This is a genomic window from Citrobacter sp. Cpo103 (assembly GCF_030332605.1).
Classification (GTDB): Bacteria; Pseudomonadota; Gammaproteobacteria; order Enterobacterales; family Enterobacteriaceae; genus Citrobacter; species Citrobacter portucalensis.
The window spans coordinates 1-24,288 of record NZ_JAOWHO010000029.1; the positions used below are offsets into that span (position 1 = coordinate 1).

Annotated in this window: 25 protein-coding genes; 16 read left to right on the forward strand and 9 right to left on the reverse strand. The window is 52.4% G+C overall.

Annotated features, from left to right (window positions below; translation table 11 throughout):
• Positions 1 to 41 precede the first annotated feature (41 nt).
• Positions 42 to 182: a hypothetical protein gene (locus OGX89_RS08755; protein WP_164562528.1), complete on the forward strand. Its 141-nt coding sequence runs from the start codon at positions 42 to 44 to the stop codon at positions 180 to 182.
• Positions 183 to 317: 135 nt separating this feature from the next.
• Positions 318 to 1,616, forward strand: a complete 1,299-nt coding sequence (locus tag OGX89_RS08760) for an MFS transporter (protein ID WP_125112752.1) — start codon at positions 318 to 320, stop codon at positions 1,614 to 1,616.
• Here OGX89_RS08760 and OGX89_RS08765 read toward each other — a convergent pair.
• The 5 genes from OGX89_RS08765 to trxC form a co-directional block, all read right to left on the reverse strand.
• Positions 1,613 to 1,948: a YfiM family lipoprotein gene (locus OGX89_RS08765; RefSeq protein ID WP_208021691.1), complete on the reverse strand. Its 336-nt coding sequence runs from the start codon at positions 1,946 to 1,948 to the stop codon at positions 1,613 to 1,615. The genes OGX89_RS08760 and OGX89_RS08765 overlap by 4 nt on opposite strands.
• A 32-nt stretch (positions 1,949 to 1,980) precedes the next feature.
• The gene (pssA, locus tag OGX89_RS08770) at positions 1,981 to 3,336 is read right to left on the reverse strand and encodes a CDP-diacylglycerol--serine O-phosphatidyltransferase (protein WP_003835350.1); all 1,356 of its coding nucleotides are present in this window, start codon (positions 3,334 to 3,336) and stop codon (positions 1,981 to 1,983) included.
• Positions 3,337 to 3,450: 114 nt separating this feature from the next.
• A complete protein-coding gene (locus OGX89_RS08780) occupies positions 3,451 to 6,111 on the reverse strand; it encodes a bifunctional acetate--CoA ligase family protein/GNAT family N-acetyltransferase (RefSeq protein ID WP_125112751.1) in 2,661 nt (886 codons plus the stop codon).
• Positions 6,112 to 6,147: 36 nt separating this feature from the next.
• Positions 6,148 to 6,846: a tRNA-uridine aminocarboxypropyltransferase gene (gene tapT, locus OGX89_RS08785; protein WP_125112750.1), complete on the reverse strand. Its 699-nt coding sequence runs from the start codon at positions 6,844 to 6,846 to the stop codon at positions 6,148 to 6,150.
• A 69-nt stretch (positions 6,847 to 6,915) separates the two neighbouring features.
• A complete protein-coding gene (trxC, locus tag OGX89_RS08790; RefSeq protein ID WP_003835346.1) occupies positions 6,916 to 7,335 on the reverse strand; it encodes a thioredoxin TrxC in 420 nt (139 codons plus the stop codon).
• 207 nt (positions 7,336 to 7,542) lie between these two features.
• Between trxC and OGX89_RS08795 the strand changes: the two genes are divergently transcribed.
• Positions 7,543 to 8,622 carry a tRNA/rRNA methyltransferase gene (locus OGX89_RS08795; RefSeq protein ID WP_125112749.1) on the forward strand — a complete coding sequence of 360 codons (1,080 nt, stop codon included), beginning with the start codon at positions 7,543 to 7,545 and terminating at the stop codon, positions 8,620 to 8,622.
• Positions 8,623 to 8,654: 32 nt separating this feature from the next.
• On the opposite strand, the gene ung is transcribed toward OGX89_RS08795, so the two are convergent.
• Positions 8,655 to 9,344, reverse strand: coding sequence for a uracil-DNA glycosylase (ung, locus tag OGX89_RS08800; RefSeq protein ID WP_003835344.1), 690 nt, complete (start codon positions 9,342 to 9,344; stop codon positions 8,655 to 8,657).
• A gap of 317 nt (positions 9,345 to 9,661) precedes the next feature.
• Here ung and grcA point away from each other — a divergent pair, with 317 nt between their 5' ends.
• Complete coding sequence (gene grcA, locus OGX89_RS08805) at positions 9,662 to 10,045, forward strand: autonomous glycyl radical cofactor GrcA (RefSeq protein ID WP_003037563.1); 384 nt, start codon at positions 9,662 to 9,664, stop codon at positions 10,043 to 10,045.
• Between the two features lie 79 nt (positions 10,046 to 10,124).
• On the opposite strand, the gene eamB is transcribed toward grcA, so the two are convergent.
• On the reverse strand, positions 10,125 to 10,712 hold the full coding sequence (eamB, locus tag OGX89_RS08810) for a cysteine/O-acetylserine transporter (protein WP_003835342.1): 588 nt from the start codon (positions 10,710 to 10,712) through the stop codon (positions 10,125 to 10,127).
• Between the two features lie 102 nt (positions 10,713 to 10,814).
• On the opposite strand from eamB, the gene OGX89_RS08815 reads away from it, so the two are divergent.
• The gene (locus OGX89_RS08815) at positions 10,815 to 11,711 is read left to right on the forward strand and encodes a LysR family transcriptional regulator (RefSeq protein ID WP_122973964.1); all 897 of its coding nucleotides are present in this window, start codon (positions 10,815 to 10,817) and stop codon (positions 11,709 to 11,711) included.
• 17 nt (positions 11,712 to 11,728) lie between these two features.
• Here OGX89_RS08815 and srmB read toward each other — a convergent pair whose 3' ends face one another.
• A complete protein-coding gene (gene srmB / locus OGX89_RS08820; RefSeq protein ID WP_003835340.1) occupies positions 11,729 to 13,057 on the reverse strand; it encodes an ATP-dependent RNA helicase SrmB in 1,329 nt (442 codons plus the stop codon).
• A 130-nt stretch (positions 13,058 to 13,187) separates the two neighbouring features.
• Between srmB and trmN the strand changes: the two genes are divergently transcribed.
• A complete protein-coding gene (gene trmN, locus OGX89_RS08825; RefSeq protein WP_125112748.1) occupies positions 13,188 to 13,925 on the forward strand; it encodes a tRNA(1)(Val) (adenine(37)-N(6))-methyltransferase TrmN in 738 nt (245 codons plus the stop codon).
• Here trmN and nadB read toward each other — a convergent pair.
• Complete coding sequence (gene nadB / locus OGX89_RS08830) at positions 13,910 to 15,532, reverse strand: L-aspartate oxidase (RefSeq protein WP_063941920.1); 1,623 nt, start codon at positions 15,530 to 15,532, stop codon at positions 13,910 to 13,912. The two genes, trmN and nadB, sit on opposite strands and share 16 nt — an antisense overlap.
• A 263-nt stretch (positions 15,533 to 15,795) precedes the next feature.
• On the opposite strand from nadB, the gene rseD reads away from it, so the two are divergent.
• The 10 genes from rseD (at position 15,796) to recO (ending at position 24,281) form a co-directional block, all read left to right on the forward strand.
• Positions 15,796 to 15,960, forward strand: coding sequence for a rpoE leader peptide RseD (gene rseD, locus OGX89_RS08835; RefSeq protein ID WP_122973798.1), 165 nt, complete (start codon positions 15,796 to 15,798; stop codon positions 15,958 to 15,960).
• Positions 15,957 to 16,532, forward strand: coding sequence for an RNA polymerase sigma factor RpoE (rpoE, locus tag OGX89_RS08840; RefSeq protein ID WP_003037573.1), 576 nt, complete (start codon positions 15,957 to 15,959; stop codon positions 16,530 to 16,532). The genes rseD and rpoE overlap by 4 nt, the downstream gene beginning before the upstream one ends.
• A gap of 31 nt (positions 16,533 to 16,563) precedes the next feature.
• On the forward strand, positions 16,564 to 17,214 hold the full coding sequence (gene rseA, locus OGX89_RS08845) for an anti-sigma-E factor RseA (RefSeq protein WP_008785497.1): 651 nt from the start codon (positions 16,564 to 16,566) through the stop codon (positions 17,212 to 17,214).
• Complete coding sequence (rseB, locus tag OGX89_RS08850; protein ID WP_003835334.1) at positions 17,214 to 18,170, forward strand: sigma-E factor regulatory protein RseB; 957 nt, start codon at positions 17,214 to 17,216, stop codon at positions 18,168 to 18,170. The genes rseA and rseB overlap by 1 nt, the downstream gene beginning before the upstream one ends.
• Entirely contained in the window at positions 18,167 to 18,631 is a 465-nt protein-coding gene (rseC, locus tag OGX89_RS08855; protein WP_003835332.1) for a SoxR-reducing system protein RseC, read from the forward strand. Before rseB ends, rseC begins: the two co-directional genes overlap by 4 nt.
• Before the next feature lie 270 nt (positions 18,632 to 18,901).
• Entirely contained in the window at positions 18,902 to 20,701 is a 1,800-nt protein-coding gene (gene lepA, locus OGX89_RS08860; RefSeq protein ID WP_003037577.1) for a translation elongation factor 4, read from the forward strand.
• 15 nt (positions 20,702 to 20,716) lie between these two features.
• Entirely contained in the window at positions 20,717 to 21,691 is a 975-nt protein-coding gene (lepB, locus tag OGX89_RS08865; protein WP_003835329.1) for a signal peptidase I, read from the forward strand.
• A gap of 269 nt (positions 21,692 to 21,960) precedes the next feature.
• On the forward strand, positions 21,961 to 22,641 hold the full coding sequence (gene rnc, locus OGX89_RS08870) for a ribonuclease III (protein ID WP_003037579.1): 681 nt from the start codon (positions 21,961 to 21,963) through the stop codon (positions 22,639 to 22,641).
• Positions 22,638 to 23,543, forward strand: coding sequence for a GTPase Era (gene era / locus OGX89_RS08875; RefSeq protein WP_003037581.1), 906 nt, complete (start codon positions 22,638 to 22,640; stop codon positions 23,541 to 23,543). The genes rnc and era overlap by 4 nt, the downstream gene beginning before the upstream one ends.
• A 27-nt stretch (positions 23,544 to 23,570) precedes the next feature.
• Positions 23,571 to 24,281 (forward strand): DNA repair protein RecO, encoded by a 711-nt coding sequence (gene recO, locus OGX89_RS08880; protein ID WP_008785495.1) that lies wholly within the window; start codon positions 23,571 to 23,573, stop codon positions 24,279 to 24,281.
• Positions 24,282 to 24,288 lie beyond the last annotated feature (7 nt).

Consider the following 24,288-nt stretch of genomic DNA (forward strand, 5'->3'; position numbering starts at 1 on the left):
TGCGGCGTGCCGCCTTATCCGGCCTGCAGGGGCTGGGCTGAATGTATTTTGTAGGCCTGATAAGCGCAGCGCATCAGGCAACGCGGCGGTACATTGCCGGATTCGACGTAACAGCCTTAATCGACCAACAAAAGCACACTGTCTCGATCTACTACACGGATCTCTCCCTCGACTATATCTGAATCCTTTCTCTGCTAATTAAAATCGTGATCTTTACCGCACAATAAGATATAACAATTATATAACATTCTATTCACTAAAAAACACACAACCATCATTGATAAATTCACGCGATCGTTGGCAGGGGTACAATTCTAATGGCTGATAGTAGTGTAACTGAGAACGGGGCGCTGTCAGACGGCGATACCCGTCGTCGTATATGGGCGATTGTCGGAGCATCATCAGGGAATCTGGTCGAATGGTTTGATTTCTATATCTATTCATTCTGCTCTCTTTATTTTGCTCATATCTTTTTTCCATCAGGAAATACCACCACACAACTCTTACAAACCGCCGGCGTTTTTGCCGCTGGCTTCTTGATGCGACCAATTGGAGGCTGGCTGTTTGGCCGTATCGCAGATAAGCACGGGCGTAAAAAGTCCATGTTGCTGTCCGTTTGCATGATGTGCATGGGATCGTTGGTGATCGCTTGTCTACCGGGATATGAAACTATCGGTACCTGGGCGCCTGCGCTATTACTGCTGGCCAGGCTATTCCAGGGGGTATCTGTCGGTGGTGAATACGGAACCAGCGCGACCTATATGAGTGAAGTCGCCGTTGAAGGTAAGAAAGGTTTTTATGCTTCATTCCAGTACGTAACGTTAATCGGCGGACAGTTACTGGCATTGCTGGTTGTGGTCATATTACAGCACACGTTAGAAGACTCAGCGCTCAGAGAATGGGGTTGGCGTATTCCATTTGCGTTGGGCGCCGTGCTGGCTATTGTTGCGCTATGGCTGCGTCGCCAACTGGATGAAACCTCGAAACAGGACGTTCGTGCGCTGAAAGAAGCGGGCTCTCTGAAAGGTCTGTGGCGTAATCGCAAAGCTTTTGTCATGGTGCTTGGTTTTACCGCCGCGGGTTCGTTGTGTTTTTACACGTTCACAACCTATATGCAGAAGTACCTGGTTAACACAGCCGGTATGCATGCCAACGTAGCCAGCGGGATTATGACGGCGGCACTGTGTGTGTTCATGCTAGTACAACCGCTGTTCGGCGCCTTGTCTGATAAAATTGGCCGACGTACTTCAATGCTGTGTTTTGGCGCGTTGGCCGCGATTTTCACTGTTCCCATTCTGACAGCATTGCAAAGCGTAACATCCCCGTATATGGCGTTTGCTCTGGTGATGTGTGCTCTGTTAATCGTCAGTTTCTATACGTCAATTAGCGGTATTCTGAAGGCCGAAATGTTCCCGGCGCAGGTGCGCGCTCTGGGGGTTGGATTATCTTATGCGGTGGCCAATGCGTTGTTTGGCGGTTCAGCCGAATATGTCGCGTTGTCCCTGAAGTCTGTCGGTATGGAAACGACATTCTTCTGGTACGTCACTGCGCTGGCAGTCGTTGCGTTTTTAGTATCGCTAATGCTGCATGGGAAGGGGAAAGGTCTGCGCCTCTAGTAATGTGCCAGTTGCCAGACCGCATAGCCGGTAGATGCGCCTGCAACATCCCAGGCGAAGTCCTTCCAGCTCCAGCCGCTCCCAGCGGGACGGCTGTCCCATAGCTCTTTTGACGCACCCAGGCTGACTGAGAACATCAGGCCGATAGCCGCACTGCGATCGCGGCTGTTACCCTGATGTTGGGCATATTCATTGCCGGCTGCGGCAAGCATGGCGGAGGCGATGAAGTGTTGAGCTTTGTCTTGCCCGCTCCACTGGTCGTTAGCCATATGGCTGCAGCCCGAAATGGCAAGGATACTGATAAGAATGAACAGGCGCACCGTTGCCTCCATATGAAAAACCCCGTCACTGGACGGGGTCTTGATTACAGAATACGGCTAATTAATCTGTCGATACGAATACGGCGCAGTCGACGGATGAGTTTACGCACTTTGACTGGATAGTCAGCAATGCTTTGCAGGTCGCGATAGTGCTTAACGACGGTAGTATGCGTACGGATAAGCTCCAGCTCTTTATCGCGCTGAGGGGTGAGCTCTTGCTTAGGATCGTGGATAAGGATGGCGTTTTCCAGATCCAGACGCCAGGCGCGAGGGTTAAGGTTGTTGCCGGTGAGTAGCATCCATTTATCATCAACCCACATACCTTTCAGATGATAGGTATTGTCATCATCTTTCCATAAGCGCACGACCAACTGGTCGGTATTCACGTAATACTGCAATCTGCTCAGGAAACGGCGCAGATTTATTTCATACAGATAAGGCAGCGCACCGATGATCTTGAATGGCTCATCTTCCGGGATGAAAAAGTCGTTGGCGGTTTTATCACCGACAATGATTTCAACCTTTTTCCCTTCACGCAGCAGTTGAATGATATTGCGCACCAGTATGGCGGGAAGGTTGAAATAAGGGGTACAGATTGTAAGCTTGTGCTCCGCGCAGGGCATAAGATGGAAAATGGTCTTATTTAACAGACTGGATTTCCCAAGACCCACCAGAGGCGTAACCGAAAGCTGTTCGTTATCAGCATCACCCTGAAAATGGAATGACGCATCGCGCAGTTCCTGACGGTACAGGCGGATGTCGTTTTTAATTTCTGGGCTTTTAGGGCGGTTGATATCATCAAGACGGTTAACGCCGCGACCGTTCATCAGGTTTTGCGTCACCCAATCGAACATGATATCGGCCATTTGCGCGTTGCGAATCAACTGATAACGGTCATAGCGATATTTATCATGCTGATGCAGGTAAACATCGTTCAGACTGGCCCCGCTGTACAGGACGCTGTCATCAATGATAAAGCCTTTGAAATGCAGGACGCCAAGCGCTTCACGGGTGTTAATCGGAACGCCATAGACAGGAATATCGATACCAGGGTTTTCTTGCGCCATTCGGCAATACCAGTCAGCATTGGTATTGGATGCCGCAGCCCCAATACGACCGCGCTGGGCTCGGTGCCAGTCGACAAGCACCCGGACATCCAGTTCAGGACGCTGCCGTTTTGCCGCATAGAGAGCGTCAAGTATGCCTTTACCACCGTCATCCTGTTCCAGGTACAGCGCAATAATGCAGATCCGTCGCGTCGCGCTGGCTATTTTTTCCAGCAGAGTCTCCCTGAAATTAGCGGGAGCATAAAAGAAATCTACATCATCAACTGACTGAGAAATCTTGGGTAGTTGGGCAAGGTGTTGTTGATGTTTATTACGCTTAAATTTTGACAACATCACAGTGCATTTCTTCTCTGTTCATTGAAGGGTCCTCTGTGCTATGCAGACGACATAAGCGGGCAATGATACCACCAGTACCCATTAATGTGGTCAACATTTCCAGTACCTTACTCACGATTCCTCACATTGGGCCAGATTAAGCGTTAGCCCAACAATTCCCTCTTCGAGCTGGACGTCAACAACAAACCCGAGTTTTCGGGCCAGGGCGACCATCCCACGATTGTTCGGCATCGTAATACCATTCAAACGTATAAGTCCGTGATCTCGAGTATAGGCAATTAATTTTTCCATCAATCGGCGACCCAGTCCAAGCCCTTTGAGATCGGAACGAACCAGTACGGCAAACTCAGCGTCTACGTTATCAGGATCCGAGATCGCTCGCGTTACGCCGAGGATCTCTTCGTGATTATCTTTACAACGCACCGCAACAAAGGCCATTTCCCGATCGTAGTCGATCTGCGTCATATTGGCTAAATCTTCGTGGGTAAATTCGTTGATCTCACTGAAATAGCGATAATAAAGATCTTCTTTTGTCACCTGAGAAATGAACTGCTGAAGATGAGGTTCATCCTCCGGCAAAATGGGGCGGAACAGACAGCGCTCGCCGTTCTTCAACTCCACCCACTCTTCAAGCTGATGAGGGTAGGGGCGTACAGCCAGTCTGCTTTCGTTATCGCCCGTGAAAGGAGCAATATCCAGCGTAACGTCCAGCGCGGTAAATTCTCCGGCGGAGGCCAGCAGCGGATGAATATCCAGACGCTGAATTTCCGGACAGTCGACGATCAGGTTGGAGACCTGCACCAGAAGCTGGCTCAACCCGGCGATATCCAAAGGGCGCAGTGCACTGCGCGCGCGGATCTTTTTATTTTTGATCCCCTGGATCACCAGATAACGCGCCAGATTCATGTTCAATGGCGGCAATGCCACCACGGCTTGATCTTCCGGTCGCCACTCAACACCACCTTCACCCAGCATAATCAACGGGCCAAATACCGGGTCGTGTTCAACGACGACGCGAAGTTCCTGAGCACCAGCGCGATTCGCCATACTTTGTACTAATAAACCGTGAATGCGTGCCTGCGGCCAGGCCATTTTTACCCGATCGAAAATTGCATTGGCAGCCTGCTCCACTTCAGTGGCTGTACGCAGGTAGAGCATCACCCCCTGAACTTCTGATTTATGCGGGATATCAGGAGAACGCAGCTTGAGCGCCACCGGGTAGCCGATTTGCTCCGCGATGTGTACTGCTTCCGCGCTGTCGCTGGCGATCCACGTTGGCAGCGTGTGTAAGCCATAAGCCTGTAAAATCGGCTGCACTTCGTGGGTATCAAGCGATGCGGCTCCTTCAGCAATCGCCCGCTGTAACAGATTATGCGCTTCGGCGGTGTTGGAGGTCAGGCTGTCAGGCAGCGCAGGCGTTTCTCGTAGCTGCTTCTGGTTTCGCCGATACTCCACCATATGCATAAATGCGGTGATGGTACCTTCCGGCGTGCGGTAGGTGGGCAGTCCGGCTTCACTAAACAGTCTGCGGGCTTCCTGAGAGGAAAACTCTCCGCACCAGTTGGTCAGTAACGAGACGAATTTTCCTCGGGGGTGATGCTTTACCGCTTCAATCAATGCCTGTGCGCTTTCGGTTCCGGGAGCGGCTGCGCTGGGGGAATGAATCACCATCAACGCGTCGAAATCCTGGCTGGCGAGCAAAATATCCAGCGTCTTAACGTAGTGTTCGCTGCTGGCGTCATCACGCAGATCCAGCGGGTTGGCGATATCAACATGTTCAGGCAAGGCATCGCGTAATTTCTGGCAGGTGTCTTCACTCAACGTCGCCAACTTGCCATTTTTTGACCACAGTTCATCTAATGCCAGTGCGGCAGGCGCGGCCCCATTGCTGATGATCATCAGCCTGTCGCCACGCAGCGGGCGCATGTGGCTCAGGGTTTCGACCGCCGAGAACAGCTCGTGGGTGTCTTGTACGCGTAGTAAACCGGCGCGCTGAATAGCGGCGTCCCACGCGGGGTCCATCCCGGCGCTGGTATGCAGTAAACGCTGCGCCGCTGGACTACGACCGCTCTTAATCACCAGAATAGGTTTATTGCGCGAGGCGCTGCGGGCGGCGGAAACAAAGCGTCGGGCATCACTTAAATGCTCGAGATACAGCAATATCGCGCTGGTTTTGCTGTCGCGCGCCAGGTAATCCAGCAGCTCATCAACGTCAATATCCAGGCTATCACCCAGCGCGATAAAGTAAGAAAAGCCCATTTCTCTCTGCTGTGCCCAGTCGAGAATGGTGTTGGATACGGCGGCGGATTGAGAGATAAAAGCCAGCTTGCCGCGCTTAATCGGAACGGGGGAAAAGCTGGCGTTAAGTCCTTGCCAGGGCGCGAGAAGTCCCAGGCTGTTGGGGCCCAGCAAACGTATGTTGTAGCGTGATGCGCAGGCCAGTAGCTCTGCGTGCTGCGCCGCGGGAGCTGAGAGAATAATGCAGGTTTTACAGCCTTTCTCGCCAAGCGCTTCGAGTAACGCCAGGTTACGGCTGGCATTGGTGCACAACACAGCGAGATCCGGGCTAAAAGGCAGGCTGTTGATATTGGGCCACGCCAGTACGCCCAACACCGCTTTCCATGCGGGCGTCACCGGTAAAACAGGTCCATTGAAACCGCCGGCAAGCAGGTTACGCATCATCAGGTAACCCGCGCGATTAGGCTTCATTGACGCCCCAATCACCGCAATGGATTTCGGTCGCAGTAGTGCTTCCAGGCCACGCTGACTCATATCGGCTTCCTTAATGACACCAGTGACCGAATGATTTTAAACGTTTTCTGATGAATCTGCTGTGACGCTTCCCTGATGTTGAGTTTTTCCTGCCAGGTAGCGGGTTTTAAAGCGAGTGAAATGATCGCTTAACCCTTCAGCGGCTTGCGTATCTCCCGCCAGATCCAACAAGGCGATGGCCACTTCGGCAGTGCAATATTGCCCTTCAGCGTGAACGCCACGCAGGTGGTAAGCAGAAAGGCGTGATAAATCAACGGAGATCACCGGCAGGTTATCGAGGTACGGGCTTTTGCGGAACATTTTACGCGCCTCAGGCCAGGTGCCGTCGAGCATGATAAACAATGGGGGCTTACCGGCTGGTGGCGTGAAAATCACTTCACGCTCTTCACCCGCATAGGAGGCCGGGAATACAACCATCGGCTGGTAATCCGGATTTTTCACCAGTTCCAGCAGCGCCTGCGGCGGCTCGGTGCGTGACCACTGAAAAGCCGTGGTATCGGGCAGAATATCAGCAATCAAACGCCCCGTGTTGCTGGGCTTCATCGGCTCGGTATCAAACATCACCAGACAAAAGCGACTTTTTACCTCAGAGGGTGCCAGCGTTGCGCACAAGCAGAGTTTCTGCGGCAGCAGGCAGCGCTGACATCGGCAAACGCGATTACCTCGGGCAAGGAAAGGACGCGTGGCGCGCGCGAGGCGCTCAGCGCGTAACTGAAGAACTGCGTTATCGGTCATGGGTAAACACGTTGAAAAACGCTATTGTCGCAGAGGTGAAAACGGGGCACAAGATGCGCCCCGTAGAGATTATAATGATTCGTTAAGCCAGCTATCAAACGGGGCTTTTGGTACAGCGCCGTTAAGCATGTCGACGATTTCCCCTTTTTTGAAAATCATAATGGTCGGAATGCTGCGGATACCGAAACGGGCGCTGAGTTCTCGCTCGGCTTCCGTATTCACTTTAACAAAACGCACTTTACCGCTACGCTCTTCCGCGACATCTTCAAAAATCGGGGCGAAGTTACGACATGGACCACACCAGGGGGCCCAAAAGTCAACGACCACCGGGAGATCGTCTTTTAACAGTTTATCCAGTGTCTCACCGGTCGCATTGATCACCTCCCCATCAAACAGGTCGTGACCACAGCGTCCGCATTTAGCCGCTTCCTGGACACGATTGTCAGGGATGCGGTTGATAGCCTGGCAGCTGGTACAAACGGTATTCATAACTAACCTCTGGATGAGTGGAGTGGACTTCACGGCAGGAACGCCAGTATGTTTCTATTATGTTACATATTATCGGGGAGTCTGTTCTAAACAACAATGCGTTTTATTCAATGAGTACAATAGTCCTTAGCTTTTAAATGAAATAATGGCTAACGACGTGCACATCGGGTAATCTGCGCGCTTCGCGCAGAGCAGGTGGAGAAAAACATGAGCGACGAACTGAAGAACAAAAACGGCAAGGTCAAAGTGATGTACGTCCGCAGTGACGATGACTCGGATAAACGCACCCAAAATCCACGTACTGGCAAAGGCGGTGGTCGCCCCGGTACTTCCCGAGCCGAAGGCGGTCGTCGCCCTGCCCGTGATGACCGAAAGGGTCCGAACAGCGAACGCGGTCGTGAACGTGGTCGTGACCGCGATGTAGAACGTGACCGCAGACGTGAAGATTCACCGTGGCGTACCGTGTCCCGCGCACCGAATGATGACGCAGCGGATAAAGCCGATCACGGCGGTATTAGCGGTAAGAGCTTTATCGATCCTGAAGTATTACGCCGTCAGCGCGCGGAAGAAACCCGCGTTTACGGTGAGAATGCCTGCCAGGCTCTGTTCCAGAGTCGCCCGGACGCCATCGTTCGCGCCTGGTTTGTTCAGAGCGTAACCCCGCGCTTTAAAGAAGCATTACGCTGGATGGCGGCAAACCGCAAAGCCTATCACGTGGTTGACGAAGCCGAGCTGGCGAAAGCCTCTGGCACCGAACACCATGGCGGCGTCTGTTTCCTGATCAAAAAACGTAACGGTACTACCGTTAAGCAATGGGTTGGTCAGGCAGGGGCGCAGGATTGCGTGCTGGCACTGGAAGATATCGCTAACCCCCATAACCTGGGCGGCATGATGCGTAGCTGCGCGCACTTCGGTGTGAAAGGCGTAGTGGTTCAGGATGCGGCGCTGCTGGAATCAGGTGCGGCCATCCGTACAGCTGAAGGCGGAGCTGAGCACGTTCAGCCGATTACCGGCGACAGCATTGTTGATGTGCTGGACGACTTCCGCCAGGCGGGTTACTCGGTTGTGATGACCTCAAGCGGGAAAGGCAAACCGCTGTTTACTACCACCCTGCCGGAAAAAATGGTGCTGGTATTAGGGCGTGAGCGTGAAGCTCTGCCAGAAGCAGCATGCTCAGCCGACGATTTGTGCATAGCGATTGACGGCACTGGCAAGGTAGAAACGCTCAACGTTTCTGTGGCAACAGGCGTGCTGCTCGCGGAGTGGTGGCGTCAGAACAAAGCCTGATAATAAAATGCCAGCGAATCGCTGGCATTTTTTTACTCGCTTTCTACGGGTAATATCGGCATCCAGTCAATTGGCTTTTCACCTCGTTGTTCCAGCCATTCATTCGCCAGTACAAAGTGATTGCAGCCAAAGAAACCGCGATGCGCAGAGAGCGGTGATGGGTGGGGCGCTTTCAACACATGGTGACGCTGCGTATCAATAATCGCGCCTTTCTTCTGCGCGTGAGAACCCCAGAGCAGGAAAACCACGCCTTCCCGATGTTGGTTAATCAGACTGATGACTTTATCGGTAAATGTTTCCCACCCAAGGCTGGCGTGAGAATGTGCCTGACCGGCGCGGACGGTGAGTACGGTGTTGAGTAACAGTACCCCCTGACGTGCCCAGCTTTCCAGATATCCGTGTGTTGGGCGCGTGAAACCTGGAATCGTTGCCTCCAGCTCTTTGTACATGTTCAGCAATGAGGGTGGAGTGGCAATGCCGGGGCGGACAGAGAACGCGAGACCGTGTGCCTGGCCTGGACCGTGGTAAGGATCCTGACCCAGGATGACAACTTTCACGTCACCAAGCTCGGTAAAGCGAAAAGCGTTAAACACATCTTTTTGCGGCGGATAAATTGTCATTCCTGACTGACGCTCGCCGGCAACAGTATGCAGTGTGTTAACAAAATAAGGCTGCTGTTTCTCTTCAGCCAGCACATCGTGCCAGGTTAATTCGGTGGCCATCTCGCTCTCCTGCGAATTTTCAATCCCCCTAGCTTAACTGCTTCTTTCGGCGTCGCAAAATTCTGTACGTTTCTCAATGGTCTACTCCTTAAAGATAGTTGAAAATTTATGTAAAAAGTTTAGCTGCGCATATGGCGTAAGTTGATGTAAAACAATAAAATCCACCTATCACCACTTTTCATGTGTGGTTTTTGTTGATTTAAATCAAAGATTCAAGGGTGTGTGAGGGGTATATATACACTCAAGCAACAATGGTTTTACCAATTGGCCGGATGACGGCCAACCGAGATCAAATAATTTTGCCGGGGAGGCATCAAATGATTACAGGTATCCAGATTACTAAAGCTGCAAACGACGACCTGCTGAACTCTTTCTGGCTGCTGGACAGCGAAAAAGGCGAAGCACGCTGCATCGTTGCGAAAGCAGGTTTCAATGCTGATGAAGTCGTTGCAGTCAGCAAACTGGGCGAAATCGAATACCGTGAAGTACCGGTAGACGTACAGCCGGAAGTCCGCGTGGAAGGTGGTCAGCACCTGAACGTGAACGTTCTGCGTCGCGAAACGCTGGAAGATGCAGTTAAGCATCCGGAAAAATATCCGCAGCTGACCATCCGTGTTTCTGGTTATGCAGTGCGTTTCAACTCTCTGACCCCAGAACAGCAGCGCGACGTTATTGCTCGTACCTTTACTGAGAGCCTGTAAGGCTCACGGGGAATAACCCCGTTTAGCAGAGAATCAAAAAGCGGAAGATGCCAGTGCGTCTTCCGCTTTTTTGCATCTGTTAGTAAAAGATCCTCACCGCGCAATACACCAACAACAGCGCCAGAATGATATTCAACTGTCGACCGTAACGGCGAAAAACGCGCTGAAAAAGATGGCCCGCCAGCGCCCAGCAGGCATTCCCGAAGGTGCCTATCAGCGCTAACAGAATACTCACCCCAATCAGCCAGTGGGCGTCCTGAGTGTACGGTAATACAAACGTGGATAACGCGGTAATGCCGTACAAAATGATTTTCACGTTAACAAACTGCAAGCCAAAACTTGCCCAGAAGCTAATCGGCTCTGACTGCAATCTATCGTTCGAGGTCGGGCTGGTAGCGATCTTCAGCGCCAGCCACAGGATATAAGCGGCTCCAGCCCAACTAAGCCAGTGGATGATGGCTGGATCCATGACCGCCAGTGAAAATGAAATCCCGGCGCACATCATCATGACGATTAAAAAGCCCAGACTCATTCCGGCCAGTACGTGTGTACTCTGACGAAAACCGTGTGACGTCGCGGCACTGAGCGCAAGGATGTTGTTTGGTCCGGGGGTTAGCGCGGTAATCAATGTATAGGTCCAGAATGCACTTAAAAGCATGGGGGTCACTTGTTATCTCCTCTGTTTTGATAGACAGTACCCGAGGCAAAACATTAAAAAAAATGAATGTTTTTGCATTCTGAATTCGATATTTTCGATGGGTTGGTGCGGATGGATTTACGTCGGTTTATTACGCTAAAAACGGTGGTGGAAGAGGGCTCATTTCTGCGGGCATCACAAAAACTGTGCTGTACGCAATCAACGGTTACCTTTCATATTCAACAGCTTGAGCAAGAGCTGTCGGTGCAGTTGTTTGAAAAAATTGGTCGCCGGATGTGTCTCACCAGTGAGGGAAAACGGCTGATGCCGCATATCCATGACCTGACGCGCGTGATGGCATCGATTCGACAGTCGGCACATCAGGATGCGCAGCCGAGCGGCGATCTACGTGTCGCAACAGGCGAAACGCTGCTGGCGTATAAAATGCCGCAGGTTTTACAGCGATTTAAACAACGTGCGCCTCATGTGCGGTTGTCTTTACAGTCGCTCAATTGTTATGTCATTCGCGATGCGTTGCTCAGTGATGATGTTGATCTGGGGGTGTTTTATCGGGTGGGTAATGACGATGCTCTGGAGTTGATACCGCTTGGCGATCAGTCACTGGCATTAGTTGCTTCGCCACTGCTTCAGCACGTTGATTTTACTCAGCATAACCAGCACATTCCCTGCAGTTTTATCATTAATGAGCCGCAATGTATTTTCAGACAACGCTTCGAGGGGCTACTGCGTAAACGACAGATTACGCTGGAAAATACCATTGAGTTATGGAGCATTGAAAGCATTAAGCAGTGCGTATCGGCAAATCTTGGGATCAGCTTTTTGCCGCATTTTGCCGTCGAGAAGGAGTTACGTTCAGGGGAGTTGATTGAATTACCGTTCAGTGAACAACCTGAGTTAATTACGGCATTGTGTGGTTATCATACCGGAAAAGTCGTTAGCCCGGCGATGCGGGTGTTTCTTGAGTGTATTGAAGAGAGTTTTGCATCACGTGAAAAAATGCCGGGCTAAATGGCCCGGCATTCGGTTTACTCTTTGTCGGACTGCTGGGTAGCAGCTCCGCTCGGCTTACGACGTTTGCCGATATTTTTGGCGTCACGGTGACGTTTTTTCACCCGCGGCTTCTCTTTCTCTTTCGCCTTTTTCTCAGCGCGCTTCGCCAGCACTTTCTTGGATGGCTTACCGTTAGATTTCTCACTTGGCGCGCGCGTGGTTGGACGCAGTTCGTCAATGACGCGAGCTTTCAGCGGTTCGTCAATATAGCGGCTCGCTTTGCCGAGCAGCAGGTGGTCGTGCGCTTCAACCAAAGAGATCGCAGTGCCTTTACGGCCAGCACGACCGGTACGGCCAATACGGTGCAGATAGGCATCGCCACTGCGCGGCATGTCGAAGTTAAACACGTGGCTGACGTCCGGAATATCAATCCCGCGAGCGGCGACGTCGGTTGCTACCAGCACGTTCACGCGGCCATCGGTCAGGCGTTTGATCGCTTCGTTACGTTTGTTCTGCACCATCTCGCCTTCGAGATAGCAGTTATTAATGCCAGCCTGGCGCAGCCAGCCTGCCAGTTCGTGCACACGCTCGCGTTTGCGTACGAAAACAATTGAGCGGGTCGCCTCTGGCTGTTTTAACAGGTGAATCAGCATGGCAGTTTTGTGCTCGATGTCATCGGCACGGTAGTAAAACTGATGGATCTTCTTGCGTTCACGGGTGGACGGATCCGCTGAGACTTCGACCGGGTCTTCCAACAGACGCTCGGCAAAATCCTTAATCGCATCGCCTTCCAGCGTGGCGGAAAACAGCATGGTTTGCTTACGCCAGCGTGTTTCACCGGCGATATGCTCGATGTCCTGGGCAAAGCCCATGTCCAGCATACGGTCTGCTTCATCGAGAATTAGCGTTTCAACCGCATGGCAGTCGAAGTTTTCTTCTTTAATGTATTGCAGCAGACGACCCGTGGTGGCGACCACGATGTCCTGGTTTTCGCTAAAGACTTCCATGTGGTTCATATAAGCCACGCCGCCGGTAATCGTAGCGATATCCAGATGCGTATTCTTCGCCAGCTCACGGGCGTGTTCGGCAACCTGCATCGCCAGTTCGCGCGTTGGTGTCAGGATTAAAATGCGTGGCGGACCAGATTTCTTGCGCGGGAAGTCGAGCAGGTGCTGCAACGCTGGCAGCAAATATGCCGCCGTTTTACCGGTGCCTGTCGGCGCAGAACCGAGTACATCACGGCCATCGAGCGCAGGCGGAATGGCGGCAGCCTGAATGGCGGTCGGGCGAGTGAAACCTTTTTCCTGGAGGGCATCCAGAAGGCTTTCATCGAGTTCAAGTTCGGAAAAAGTCGTTACAGTCATGTTCTACCTCTGAGTGGGGCGCTGATTATAGACGTTACGGCTGCAATCTTCATCTGTTTGTATGGATATACCTTCTCAGGTATTGTTTTTATCCTATGTTATCGTTTTTTTTCCAGGAAGGTTGTTCTTCATGCCCCAGTCTACATCCGTACTGAGACGTAATGGATTTACTTTTAAGCAGTTTTTTGTGGCACACGATCGCTGTGCAATGAAAGTCGGAACAGACGGCATTTTATTGGGAGCCTGGGCCCCCGTTGCGGGCGTAAAAAGGATCCTGGATATTGGTACCGGGAGCGGCCTGTTGGCGCTGATGCTGGCCCAGCGCACTGATGAAAACGTCATCATTGACGCCGTGGAGCTTGATGTCGACGCCGCGCAGCAGGCGCAGGAGAACATCGCACAATCTCCGTGGATGCATCGCGTGAGTGTTCATACAGAAGATGCGCAACAGTGGGTACCGCGTCAGACCGTGCGTTTTGATTTGATAATCAGCAATCCTCCCTATTATGAACAGGGCGTGGAATGCGCTACACCGCAGCGTGAGCAAGCGCGTTATACCACCTCGCTCGATCACCAGGCGTTGCTTACGCTGGCGGCGGACAGCATTACGGAAGAAGGATTTTTTTGTGTAGTGCTGCCGGAACAGATTGGGAACGCGTTTACCCAGCAGGCATTAAGTATGGGCTGGCATCTGCGATTACGTACGGATGTAGCAGAAACGGAAGCCCGGCTACCGCATCGGGTGTTGCTGGCATTCTCCCCGCAGGCCGGGGAGTGCTTTAGCGACAGGCTGGTGATTCGTGGGCCAGACCAACGTTACTCTGAAGGTTATACGGCGCTGACCCAGGCGTTTTACCTGTTTATGTGATGACTTAGCGGTGAGAGAATAGACGGGCCCGACTCAGGAAGCTGTTCTGGGTAATCCAGCGTGTAGTGCAGGCCCCGACTCTCTTTGCGCATCATTGCGCAGCGGACAATCAGCTCCGCAACTTGCACCAGGTTACGCAGTTCCAGCAAATTGTTCGACACGCGGAAATGGGCGTAATACTCGTCGATTTCCTGTTGCAGCATGGTGATACGGCGCAGAGCGCGCTCCAGGCGCTTGGTCGTACGCACAATACCGACGTAATCCCACATAAACAGCCGCAACTCATGCCAGTTATGCTGGATAACAACCAACTCATCCGGATTTTCTACCCGGCTTTCATCCCAGCCCGGGAGCGTGCTAACGCCGCGAGCATAAGGCATGCGCCTGTCGATATCTTCAGCTGCGGACCAGCCATAAACCAGACACTCCAGCAATGAGTTCGATGCCATCCGGTTGGCGCCATGCAGGCCGGTGTAACTCACTTCGCCGATCGCATACAGCCCGTCGACATCGGTACGGCCAAAGTCATCCACCATCACACCGCCGCAGGTATAGTGCGCGGCAGGCACGATGGGAACCGGCTCTTTGGTTAAATCAATGCCCAGTCCCAGCAACTTTTCATAAATCATCGGGAAATGCTGACGAACAAATTCTTCCGGCTTATGGCTGATATCGAGGAACATGCAATCTGCACCAAGGCGCTTCATTTCATGATCAATGGCGCGGGCGACAATATCGCGGGGAGCCAGTTCGCCACGTTCGTCAAAATCGGGCATAAAGCGTGAACCGTCCGGGCGCTTCAGGTGCGCGCCTTCGCCGCGCAGCGCTTCGGTCAGCAGAAAATTGCGCGCCTGCGGATGATACAGCGCAGTCGGGTGAAACTGGTTAAACTCCAGGTTGGCGACGCGGCATCCTGCGCGCCAGGCCATTGCAATCCCGTCACCCGAGGAAATATCCGGATTGGTGGTGTATTGATACACCTTTGATGCGCCGCCGGTGGCCAACACTACCGACTTCGCATGGCAGGTTTCGACGGCTTCTTTATTACGATTCCAGATCCATGCGCCGACAACCCGACGCGTTCCCGGCAGACCGATTTTATCGGAGACAATCAGGTCGACGGCGTTGCTACGCTCAAGAACCCGGATATTGGGGTGATTTTGTGCCTGGCTGACGAGGGTGGTTTCGACTTCTTTGCCGGTAGCATCCGCAGCGTGCAGGATGCGTCGATGGCTGTGACCGCCTTCACGGGTCAGGTGATAGCTCTCTTCGCCGTTAGGCTGAACCTGTGTATCGAATAAGACGCCCTGATCGATAAGCCATTGAACGCAGGTGCGGGCATTGCTGGCGACAAATTCAACCGCATGGCGATCGCACAGCCCGGCCCCGGCAATCAGCGTATCTTCAACGTGGGAGTCGATACTGTCGGTTTCATCGAAAACCGCGGCAATACCCCCCTGGGCATAAAATGTCGAGCCTTCGCTGACCGGCCCTTTGCTCAGGACAATAACCTGATGTTTTTCAGCCAGGCGCAGCGCCAGTGAGAGTCCGGCAGCCCCGCTGCCAATGATCAGCACGTCACAGGATAATTCAGGAGTCGTATTCATGATGTTTGTTTAATTTACTAAACAGTGTTTGGTCACCATAGCACCACATTGCGCGATACTGCACGTTTTATTTTTAAATGTGTTGCAATGACTAAACATGAAAGAAAAGCATGACGAGGACGAAATAGGCAAAAATATTTTGTGAAGCAGGCCGTTAGCATCAGATTATGTGATGAAATAAAGTGCCCATTGGGTTACTCTGCAAGCGGTGAAATGGGCATTTCTGTACAGATAGTGCGTTGATCGGGTTATGTAGACTTATAATGAGAGATAAGACCTGTCTACAACATGACAAACAAAAAACAATGCGTAACGGAACTTTACGAAACTTGAGCACTCTAAGCATTTGCTTGCTCATAGTGAAGCTGATGGAGTGGCGTTTCGAAAGCGCGTGGAAATTTGGTTTGGGGAGACTTTACCTCGGATGAGCGAGCAGTTAACGGACCAGGTCCTGGTAGAACGGGTCCAGAAGGGAGATCAGAAAGCCTTTAACCTACTGGTAGTGCGCTATCAGCATAAGGTGGCGAGTCTGGTTTCTCGCTATGTACCGTCGGGTGATGTACCCGATGTAGTACAAGAAGCATTTATCAAAGCCTATCGTGCGCTGGACTCGTTCCGGGGAGATAGTGCTTTTTATACCTGGCTGTATCGTATTGCAGTCAATACAGCGAAGAATTACCTGGTCGCTCAGGGGCGTCGTCCACCTTCCAGTGACATTGATGCAATTGAAGCAGAAAATTACGAAAGTGGCGGTGCGCTGAAAGAAATTTCGAACCCTGAGAACTTAATGTTGTCAGAAGAGCTGAGACAGATAGTTTTCCGAACTATTGAGTCCCTCCCGGAAGATTTACGCATGGCAATAACCTTGCGGGAGCTGGATGGCCTGAGCTATGAAGAGATAGCCGCTATCATGGATTGTCCGGTAGGTACGGTGCGTTCACGTATCTTCCGAGCGAGGGAAGCTATTGATAATAAAGTTCAACCGCTTATCAGGCGTTGACGATAGCGGGATACTGGAAAAGGTATTAGGCATGCAGAAAGAGAAACTTTCCGCTTTAATGGATGGCGAAACGCTGGATACTGAGTTACTCAAAGAGCTAACTCACGACCCGGAAATGCAAAAAACCTGGGAGAGTTATCACCTGATTCGCGATTCCATGCGAGGTGATACCGCCGACGTTCTCCATTTCGATATTTCCGCCCGCGTAATGGCCGCCATCCAGGATGAGCCAGTACGTCAGACGGCGCCATTGATTCCTGAGGCCCAGCCAGCACCGCACCAGTGGCAGAAAATGCCATTCTGGAAGAAAATGCGTCCGTGGGCCGCGCAGCTTACCCAAATGGGTGTGGCCGCGTGCGTATCACTTGCAGTTATCGTTGGCGTCCAGCACTATAATGGGCAATCTGAAACGTCCCAGCAGCCCGAAACGCCGGTGTTTAATACATTACCGATGATGGGTAAAGCCAGTCCGGTTAGCTTGGGTGTACCTTCTGACGCGACGGCCAGCGGCGGTCAACAACAGCAGGTACAGGAGCAGCGTCGTCGTATTAATGCCATGTTGCAGGATTACGAATTGCAACGTCGACTGCACTCTGAACAGCTTCAGTTTGAGCAGGCGCAAACACAGCAAGCCGCTGTTCAGGTGCCAGGAATTCAAACTTTAGGAACGCAATCGCAGTAATGAAGCAACTTTGGTTTGCCATGTCACTTGTGGCTGGTAGCCTGTTCTTCTCTGTAAACGCCTCGGCCAATCCTGCGTCCGGGGCGTTGTTGCAGCAGATGAATCTGGCCAGCCAGTCGCTAACCTATGAGCTGTCATTTGTCAGCATCAATAAGCAGGGTGTTGAATCCCTACGTTATCGTCATGCCCGCCAGGATAACCGTCCACTCGCGCAACTATTACAAATGGATGGACCACGCCGGGAAGTGGTGCAACGCGGCAACGAAATTAGCTATTTTGAGCCTGGCCTCGAACCGTTTACGCTGAATGGCGATTATATCGTTGACTCTCTGCCATCCCTGATTTACACCGATTTCAAACGCCTTGCTCCCTACTATGATTTTATCTCAGTAGGCCGCACCCGTATTGCCGATCGCCTCTGTGAAGTGATCCGCGTTGTGGCGCGTGACGGCACCCGTTACAGCTATATCGTTTGGATGGACACGGAGACCAAACTGCCGATGCGTGTCGATCTCCTCGATCGTGATGGCGAAACGCTGGAACAGTTCCGTGTGATCTCCTTTACCGTGAATAACGGTGTTAGCGACAGCATGCAGACACTAGCAAAAGCGAATTTACCACCGTTGCTGTCTGTTCCTGCGGGCGAGAAAACCAACTTCAACTGGAGTCCGTCGTGGTTGCCACAAGGTTTCAGTGAGGTCTCAAGCAGTCGACGTCCGCTGCCGACGATGGATAACATGCCGATTGAATCACGCCTTTATTCTGATGGCCTGTTTAGTTTCTCCGTGAACGTAAACCGTGCGACGCAGAACAGTGCCGATCAACTGCTGCGTACTGGCCGCAGAACGGTCAGCACCAGCGTGCGTGATAACGCGGAGATTACGATTGTGGGCGAGCTTCCACCGCAAACGGCGAAGCGTATCGCGGACAATATCAAGTTCAGGGCAGCACAATGATTAAAGAGTGGGCGACGGTCGTCTCCTGGCAAAATGGTCTGGCGACGGTCAGCTGCGATGTTAAAGCATCATGTAGCAGCTGTGCTTCCCGGGCCGGATGCGGGAGCCGCGTGCTGAACAAACTGGGGCCACAGACCACACACACCATCGTGGTGCCCTGCGACGAACCCTTGACCCCTGGTCAAAAAGTTGAACTGGGCATTGCCGAAGGTAGCCTGCTGGGATCGGCGATGCTGGTCTACATGTCTCCGTTGGCAGGACTGTTTCTTTTAGCGGCGCTGTTCCAGGTGCTGTTTGGTTCCGATCTTGCCGCATTAAGCGGCGCAGTGCTGGGGGGCGTGGGCGGATTCCTGATTGCTCGTGGATACTCTCGTAAGCTTGCTGAACGCGAAGCCTGGCAGCCGGTCATTCTGAACGTTGCTCTCCCACCAGATCTTATTCGCGTCGAAACCCAGCAGTGATATCTTTGCCTGATGGCGTTGCGCTTATCAGGTCTACAGCGTGCTCAGATGCAAGCGTAGGCCGGATAAGGCGTTTATGACGCCATCCGGCAAAAGTTTCACCGACTTTGCAAGGTTGTTTCCAGTTCCCGCTATCCTTGCTCTATGAACGTTTCCTCGCCTCAGCGTTGTAGTGTAGAATGCGGCGTTTCACTTAAACAGACGTTAAGCTCAGATCAGCGACTTCTCAGAGCCTGCTCCGGCGGGCGTAAGGCACAATAATTACACTATATGAAGAACATACGTAACTTTTCAATCATAGCTCACATCGACCACGGTAAATCGACGCTGTCTGACCGTATTATCCAGATCTGCGGTGGCCTGTCTGACCGTGAAATGGAAGCGCAGGTTCTCGACTCGATGGATCTTGAGCGTGAGCGCGGTATTACTATCAAAGCGCAGAGCGTGACGCTCGATTTCAAAGCATCTGATGGTGAAACCTATCAGCTTAACTTTATCGACACCCCGGGCCACGTTGACTTCTCGTATGAAGTTTCCCGCTCGCTTGCTGCCTGTGAAGGCGCATTGCTGGTGGTTGATGCCGGACAGGGCGTTGAAGCGCAGACCCTGGCTAACTGCTATACCGCCATGGAAATGGATCTGGAAGTAGTACCGGTACTGAACAAAATTGACCTGCCAGCCGCCGATCCTGAACGCGTAGCGGAAGAGATCGAAGATATCGTCGGTATTGATGCGACGGATGCCGTTCGCTGCTCGGCGAAAACCGGCGTTGGCGTCACTGACGTTCTTGAACGTCTGGTACGCGACATTCCGCCGCCGGAAGGCGATCCGGAAGGCCCCTTACAGGCGCTGATTATCGACTCCTGGTTCGATAACTACCTTGGCGTGGTGTCACTGGTGCGTATTAAAAACGGCACCATGCGTAAAGGCGATAAAATTAAAGTGATGAGCACCGGTCAGGTCTATAACGCCGACCGTCTGGGTATCTTCACGCCAAAACAAGTTGACCGTACCGAGCTGAAATGCGGCGAGGTAGGTTGGTTGGTTTGTGCGATTAAAGACATCCTCGGCGCACCGGTTGGTGATACCCTGACGCAGGCGCGTAACCCGGCAGACAAACCGCTGCCAGGCTTTAAAAAAGTGAAGCCGCAGGTTTACGCTGGTCTGTTCCCGGTGAGCTCTGACGACTATGAAAACTTCCGTGACGCGCTTGGCAAGCTGAGCCTGAACGACGCCTCCCTGTTCTACGAGCCGGAAAGCTCTACCGCGCTAGGCTTCGGCTTCCGTTGTGGCTTCCTTGGTCTGCTGCACATGGAGATCATTCAGGAACGTCTGGAGCGTGAATACGATCTGGATCTGATCACCACCGCGCCGACCGTAGTCTACGAAGTTGAAACCACGGCGAAAGAGACTATCTACGTCGATAGCCCGTCCAAGCTGCCGCCGCTGAACAACATCTACGAACTGCGTGAGCCGATCGCTGAGTGTCACATGCTGCTGCCGCAGGCTTACCTTGGCAATGTCATCACCCTGTGTATCGAGAAGCGTGGCGTCCAGACTAATATGGTTTACCACGGTAACCAGGTGGCGCTGACGTATGAGATTCCGATGGCGGAAGTCGTACTCGATTTCTTTGACCGTCTGAAGTCGACCTCTCGCGGCTACGCGTCGCTGGACTATAACTTCAAACGCTTCCAGGCGTCTGACATGGTGCGTGTTGATGTCCTTATCAACAACGAACGTGTCGATGCGCTGGCGCTGATTACCCACCGCGACAACTCCCAGAGCCGTGGCCGTGAACTGGTTGAGAAGATGAAAGATCTGATCCCTCGCCAGCAGTTTGATATCGCGATCCAGGCGGCCATTGGTACGCACATCATCGCGCGTTCAACGGTTAAGCAGCTGCGTAAAAACGTTCTGGCGAAATGCTACGGTGGCGATATCAGCCGTAAGAAAAAGCTGCTGCAAAAACAGAAAGAGGGTAAAAAGCGCATGAAGCAGATCGGTAACGTCGAACTGCCGCAGGAAGCGTTCCTCGCCATTCTGCATGTCGGTAAAGACAGCAAATAATCTTAAGGAGTTGGCATGGCGAACATGTTTGCCCTGATTCTGGTGATTGCCACACTGGTGACGGGCATTTTATGGTGCGTAGATAAATTCATCTTCGCGCCAAAGCGCCGGGAGCGTCAGGCAGCAGCGCAAGCTGCTGCAGGTGATTCACTGGATAAAGCTACGCTGAAAAAAGTGGCACCTAAGCCAGGCTGGCTGGAAACCGGGGCGTCCGTTTTCCCGGTACTGGCGATTGTGCTGGTGGTGCGTTCATTTATCTATGAACCATTCCAGATCCCGTCAGGTTCGATGATGCCGACGCTGCTTATCGGTGACTTTATCCTGGTGGAGAAATTCGCCTACGGGATTAAAGATCCGATTTACCAGAAAACGTTGATCGAAACCGGTCATCCGAAACGCGGTGATATTGTGGTGTTTAAATACCCGGAAGACCCGCGTCTGGACTACATTAAACGTGCTGTCGGTTTACCGGGAGACAAAGTAACGTACGATCCAGTGGCGAAAGAGGTGACTATTCAGCCAGGATGCCGTTCCGGTCAGGCGTGTGAAAACGCGTTGCCGGTAACGTACTCTGATGTTCAGCCAAGTGATTTTGTACAGACCTTTGCTCGTCGTAACGGCGGTGAAGCGACCAGCGGCTTCTTTGAAGTTCCGCTGAACGAAACGAAAGAGAACGGTATTCGCCTTTCTGAGCGTAAAGAAACGCTGGGTGAAGTTACGCACCGCATTCTGACCGTGCCGATTGCGCAGGATCAGGTGGGGATGTATTACCGTCAACCTGGTCAGCCGTTGGCAACCTGGATCGTTCCGCCGGGACACTACTTCATGATGGGTGATAACCGTGATAACAGCGCGGACAGCCGTTACTGGGGATTTGTACCGGAAGCGAATCTGGTTGGTAAAGCGACCGCTATCTGGATGAGTTTCGATAAGCAAGAAGGTGAATGGCCGACCGGTGTGCGTTTAAGCCGTATTGGTGGCATTCACTAATCACCGATAATTGTTCACGTTGTCGTCATTACGGCGGCAGCGTGAATTATTTCTCGGATAAATTCCCGCAGACTAACGACATCCCTTGTCGTTGTGTATAGAATATTCCCCCGAAGTTTTAGGTTGGCACCGACAGGTTGCCACGGCACACGAAACAGCGTTGGTTTGTATACAAAAGCATGCAGGCGAAGCCGGATGGCTCAGCGAAGTGCGTATATCAGGTCTGTTTCGTGTGCTGAATTGTTGACGCATTCATTTATTGGTATCGCATGAACCCCATCGTAATTAATCGGCTTCAACGGAAGCTGGGCTACACTTTTAATCATCAGGAGCTGTTGCAGCAGGCATTAACTCACCGGAGCGCCAGCAGCAAACATAACGAGCGTTTAGAATTTTTAGGCGACTCTATTTTGAGCTTTGTTATCGCTAATGCGCTGTATCACCGTTTCCCGCGTGTGGATGAAGGTGATATGAGCCGCATGCGCGCGACGCTGGTTCGCGGCAATACGCTGGCAGAATTAGCCCGTGAGTTTGACCTCGGTGAATGTTTACGTTTGGGGCCTGGTGAGCTGAAAAGCGGCGGCTTCCGTCGTGAATCAATCCTGGCGGATACCGTTGAAGCTTTGATCGGCGGCGTCTTCCTCGACAGCGATATTCAAACCGTTGAGCAATTGATCCTGAACTGGTATCAAACTCGTCTGGATGAAATTAGCCCAGGCGACAAACAAAAAGATCCGAAAACGCGCCTGCAGGAATATTTGCAGGGTCGCCACCTGCCTCTGCCGTCTTATTTGGTGGTGCAGGTCCGTGGTGAAGCGCACGATCAAGAATTTACTATCCACTGCCAGGTCAGCGGCCTGAGTGAACCGGTGGTTGGCACAGGTTCGAGCCGTCGTAAGGCTGAGCAGGCTGCCGCCGAACAGGCGTTGAAAAAACTGGAGCTGGAATGAGCGAAGAGAAAACCTACTGCGGATTTATTGCTATCGTCGGTCGCCCGAACGTCGGCAAATCCACCCTGTTGAATAATCTGCTTGGGCAGAAGATTTCTATTACCTCACGTAAGGCTCAGACAACACGTCACCGTATTGTTGGCATCCATACCGAAGGCGCGTATCAGGCGATTTATGTTGATACCCCGGGTCTGCATATGGAAGAAAAACGGGCTATTAACCGCCTGATGAACAAAGCGGCGAGCAGCTCGATCGGTGATGTTGAACTGGTTATTTTCGTTGTCGAAGGCACCCGCTGGACGCCGGACGACGAAATGGTGCTCAACAAGCTGCGTGATGGCAAAGCCCCGGTTATTCTGGCCGTCAACAAAGTCGACAACGTTCAGGAAAAAGCCGATCTGCTGCCGCACCTGCAGTTCCTGGCAAGCCAGATGAACTTCCTTGATATCGTACCGATTTCTGCCGAAACCGGCTTGAATGTCGATACCGTTGCGGGCATCGTGCGTAAGCATTTGCCGGAAGCTATTCATCACTTCCCGGAAGATTACATCACCGATCGTTCTCAGCGCTTTATGGCCTCTGAAATCATCCGTGAAAAGCTGATGCGTTTTCTGGGGGCTGAACTGCCGTACTCCGTTACCGTGGAGATTGAGCGTTTTATCTCTAACGAACGCGGCGGCTACGACATTAACGGCCTGATCCTCGTCGAACGTGAAGGGCAGAAGAAGATGGTTATTGGCAACAAAGGGGCCAAGATTAAAACCATCGGCATCGAAGCGCGTAAAGACATGCAGGAGATGTTCGAAGCGCCCGTTCACCTCGAACTGTGGGTGAAAGTGAAATCCGGCTGGGCCGATGACGAACGCGCGCTGCGTAGCCTCGGTTACGGCGACGACGTCTAAACACATCTTCTGAAACACGGCGAGTATATGGAAGGATGGCAACGCGCTTTTGTCCTGCATAGTCGCCCCTGGAGCGAAACCAGTCTCGTGCTGGATGTCTTCACGGAAGAGTCGGGTCGCGTGCGCCTGGTGGCTAAAGGCGCACGTTCCAAACGCTCCAATCTTAAAGGCGCACTCCAGCCTTTTACCCCGTTGTTGCTTCGCTTTGGTGGACGTGGCGAGGTCAAGACCTTGCGCAGCGCCGAAGCCGTTTCTCTGGCACTCCCCCTTAGCGGAATCACGCTGTACAGCGGCTTGTATATTAACGAGCTTATCTCGCGCGTACTCGAATACGAAACCCGCTTTTCTGCACTCTTTTTCGATTACCTGAACTGTATTCAGGCGCTGGCTGGCGCCACGGGTTCGCCAGAACCTGCGTTGCGTCGCTTTGAGCTGGCCTTACTTGGTCATCTGGGGTATGGCGTCGATTTTACCCACTGTGCAGGCAGCGGCGAGCCGGTAGACGACACCATGACCTATCGCTACCGGGAAGAAAAAGGGTTTATCGCCAGCGTAGTGATTGATAACGCCACCTTTACCGGACGCCATCTGAAAGCACTCGAATCGCGGGAATTTCCGGATGCTGATACGCTTCGCGCCGCGAAACGCTTTACCCGCATGGCGTTAAAGCCGTATCTTGGTGGTAAGCCCTTAAAGAGCCGCGAATTATTCCGGCAGTTTATGCCGAAGCGAAAATAAAAAACGA

Excerpts from the sequence above, each read along its gene's own strand:
- OGX89_RS08755 (WP_164562528.1), top strand. The coding sequence starts at position 42 with ATGTATTTTGTAGGCCTGATAAGCGCAGCGCATCAGGCAACGCGGCGG.
- OGX89_RS08760 (WP_125112752.1), top strand. The coding sequence starts at position 318 with ATGGCTGATAGTAGTGTAACTGAGAACGGGGCGCTGTCAGACGGCGAT.
- OGX89_RS08765 (WP_208021691.1), bottom strand. The coding sequence starts at position 1,948 with ATGGAGGCAACGGTGCGCCTGTTCATTCTTATCAGTATCCTTGCCATT.
- pssA (WP_003835350.1), bottom strand. The coding sequence starts at position 3,336 with ATGTTGTCAAAATTTAAGCGTAATAAACATCAACAACACCTTGCCCAA.
- OGX89_RS08780 (WP_125112751.1), bottom strand. The coding sequence starts at position 6,111 with ATGAGTCAGCGTGGCCTGGAAGCACTACTGCGACCGAAATCCATTGCG.
- tapT (WP_125112750.1), bottom strand. The coding sequence starts at position 6,846 with ATGACCGATAACGCAGTTCTTCAGTTACGCGCTGAGCGCCTCGCGCGC.
- trxC (WP_003835346.1), bottom strand. The coding sequence starts at position 7,335 with ATGAATACCGTTTGTACCAGCTGCCAGGCTATCAACCGCATCCCTGAC.
- OGX89_RS08795 (WP_125112749.1), top strand. The coding sequence starts at position 7,543 with ATGAGCGACGAACTGAAGAACAAAAACGGCAAGGTCAAAGTGATGTAC.
- ung (WP_003835344.1), bottom strand. The coding sequence starts at position 9,344 with ATGGCCACCGAATTAACCTGGCACGATGTGCTGGCTGAAGAGAAACAG.
- grcA (WP_003037563.1), top strand. The coding sequence starts at position 9,662 with ATGATTACAGGTATCCAGATTACTAAAGCTGCAAACGACGACCTGCTG.
- OGX89_RS08815 (WP_122973964.1), top strand. The coding sequence starts at position 10,815 with ATGGATTTACGTCGGTTTATTACGCTAAAAACGGTGGTGGAAGAGGGC.
- srmB (WP_003835340.1), bottom strand. The coding sequence starts at position 13,057 with ATGACTGTAACGACTTTTTCCGAACTTGAACTCGATGAAAGCCTTCTG.
- trmN (WP_125112748.1), top strand. The coding sequence starts at position 13,188 with ATGCCCCAGTCTACATCCGTACTGAGACGTAATGGATTTACTTTTAAG.
- nadB (WP_063941920.1), bottom strand. The coding sequence starts at position 15,532 with ATGAATACGACTCCTGAATTATCCTGTGACGTGCTGATCATTGGCAGC.
- rseD (WP_122973798.1), top strand. The coding sequence starts at position 15,796 with ATGAGAGATAAGACCTGTCTACAACATGACAAACAAAAAACAATGCGT.
- rpoE (WP_003037573.1), top strand. The coding sequence starts at position 15,957 with ATGAGCGAGCAGTTAACGGACCAGGTCCTGGTAGAACGGGTCCAGAAG.
- rseA (WP_008785497.1), top strand. The coding sequence starts at position 16,564 with ATGCAGAAAGAGAAACTTTCCGCTTTAATGGATGGCGAAACGCTGGAT.
- rseB (WP_003835334.1), top strand. The coding sequence starts at position 17,214 with ATGAAGCAACTTTGGTTTGCCATGTCACTTGTGGCTGGTAGCCTGTTC.
- rseC (WP_003835332.1), top strand. The coding sequence starts at position 18,167 with ATGATTAAAGAGTGGGCGACGGTCGTCTCCTGGCAAAATGGTCTGGCG.
- lepA (WP_003037577.1), top strand. The coding sequence starts at position 18,902 with ATGAAGAACATACGTAACTTTTCAATCATAGCTCACATCGACCACGGT.
- lepB (WP_003835329.1), top strand. The coding sequence starts at position 20,717 with ATGGCGAACATGTTTGCCCTGATTCTGGTGATTGCCACACTGGTGACG.
- rnc (WP_003037579.1), top strand. The coding sequence starts at position 21,961 with ATGAACCCCATCGTAATTAATCGGCTTCAACGGAAGCTGGGCTACACT.
- era (WP_003037581.1), top strand. The coding sequence starts at position 22,638 with ATGAGCGAAGAGAAAACCTACTGCGGATTTATTGCTATCGTCGGTCGC.
- recO (WP_008785495.1), top strand. The coding sequence starts at position 23,571 with ATGGAAGGATGGCAACGCGCTTTTGTCCTGCATAGTCGCCCCTGGAGC.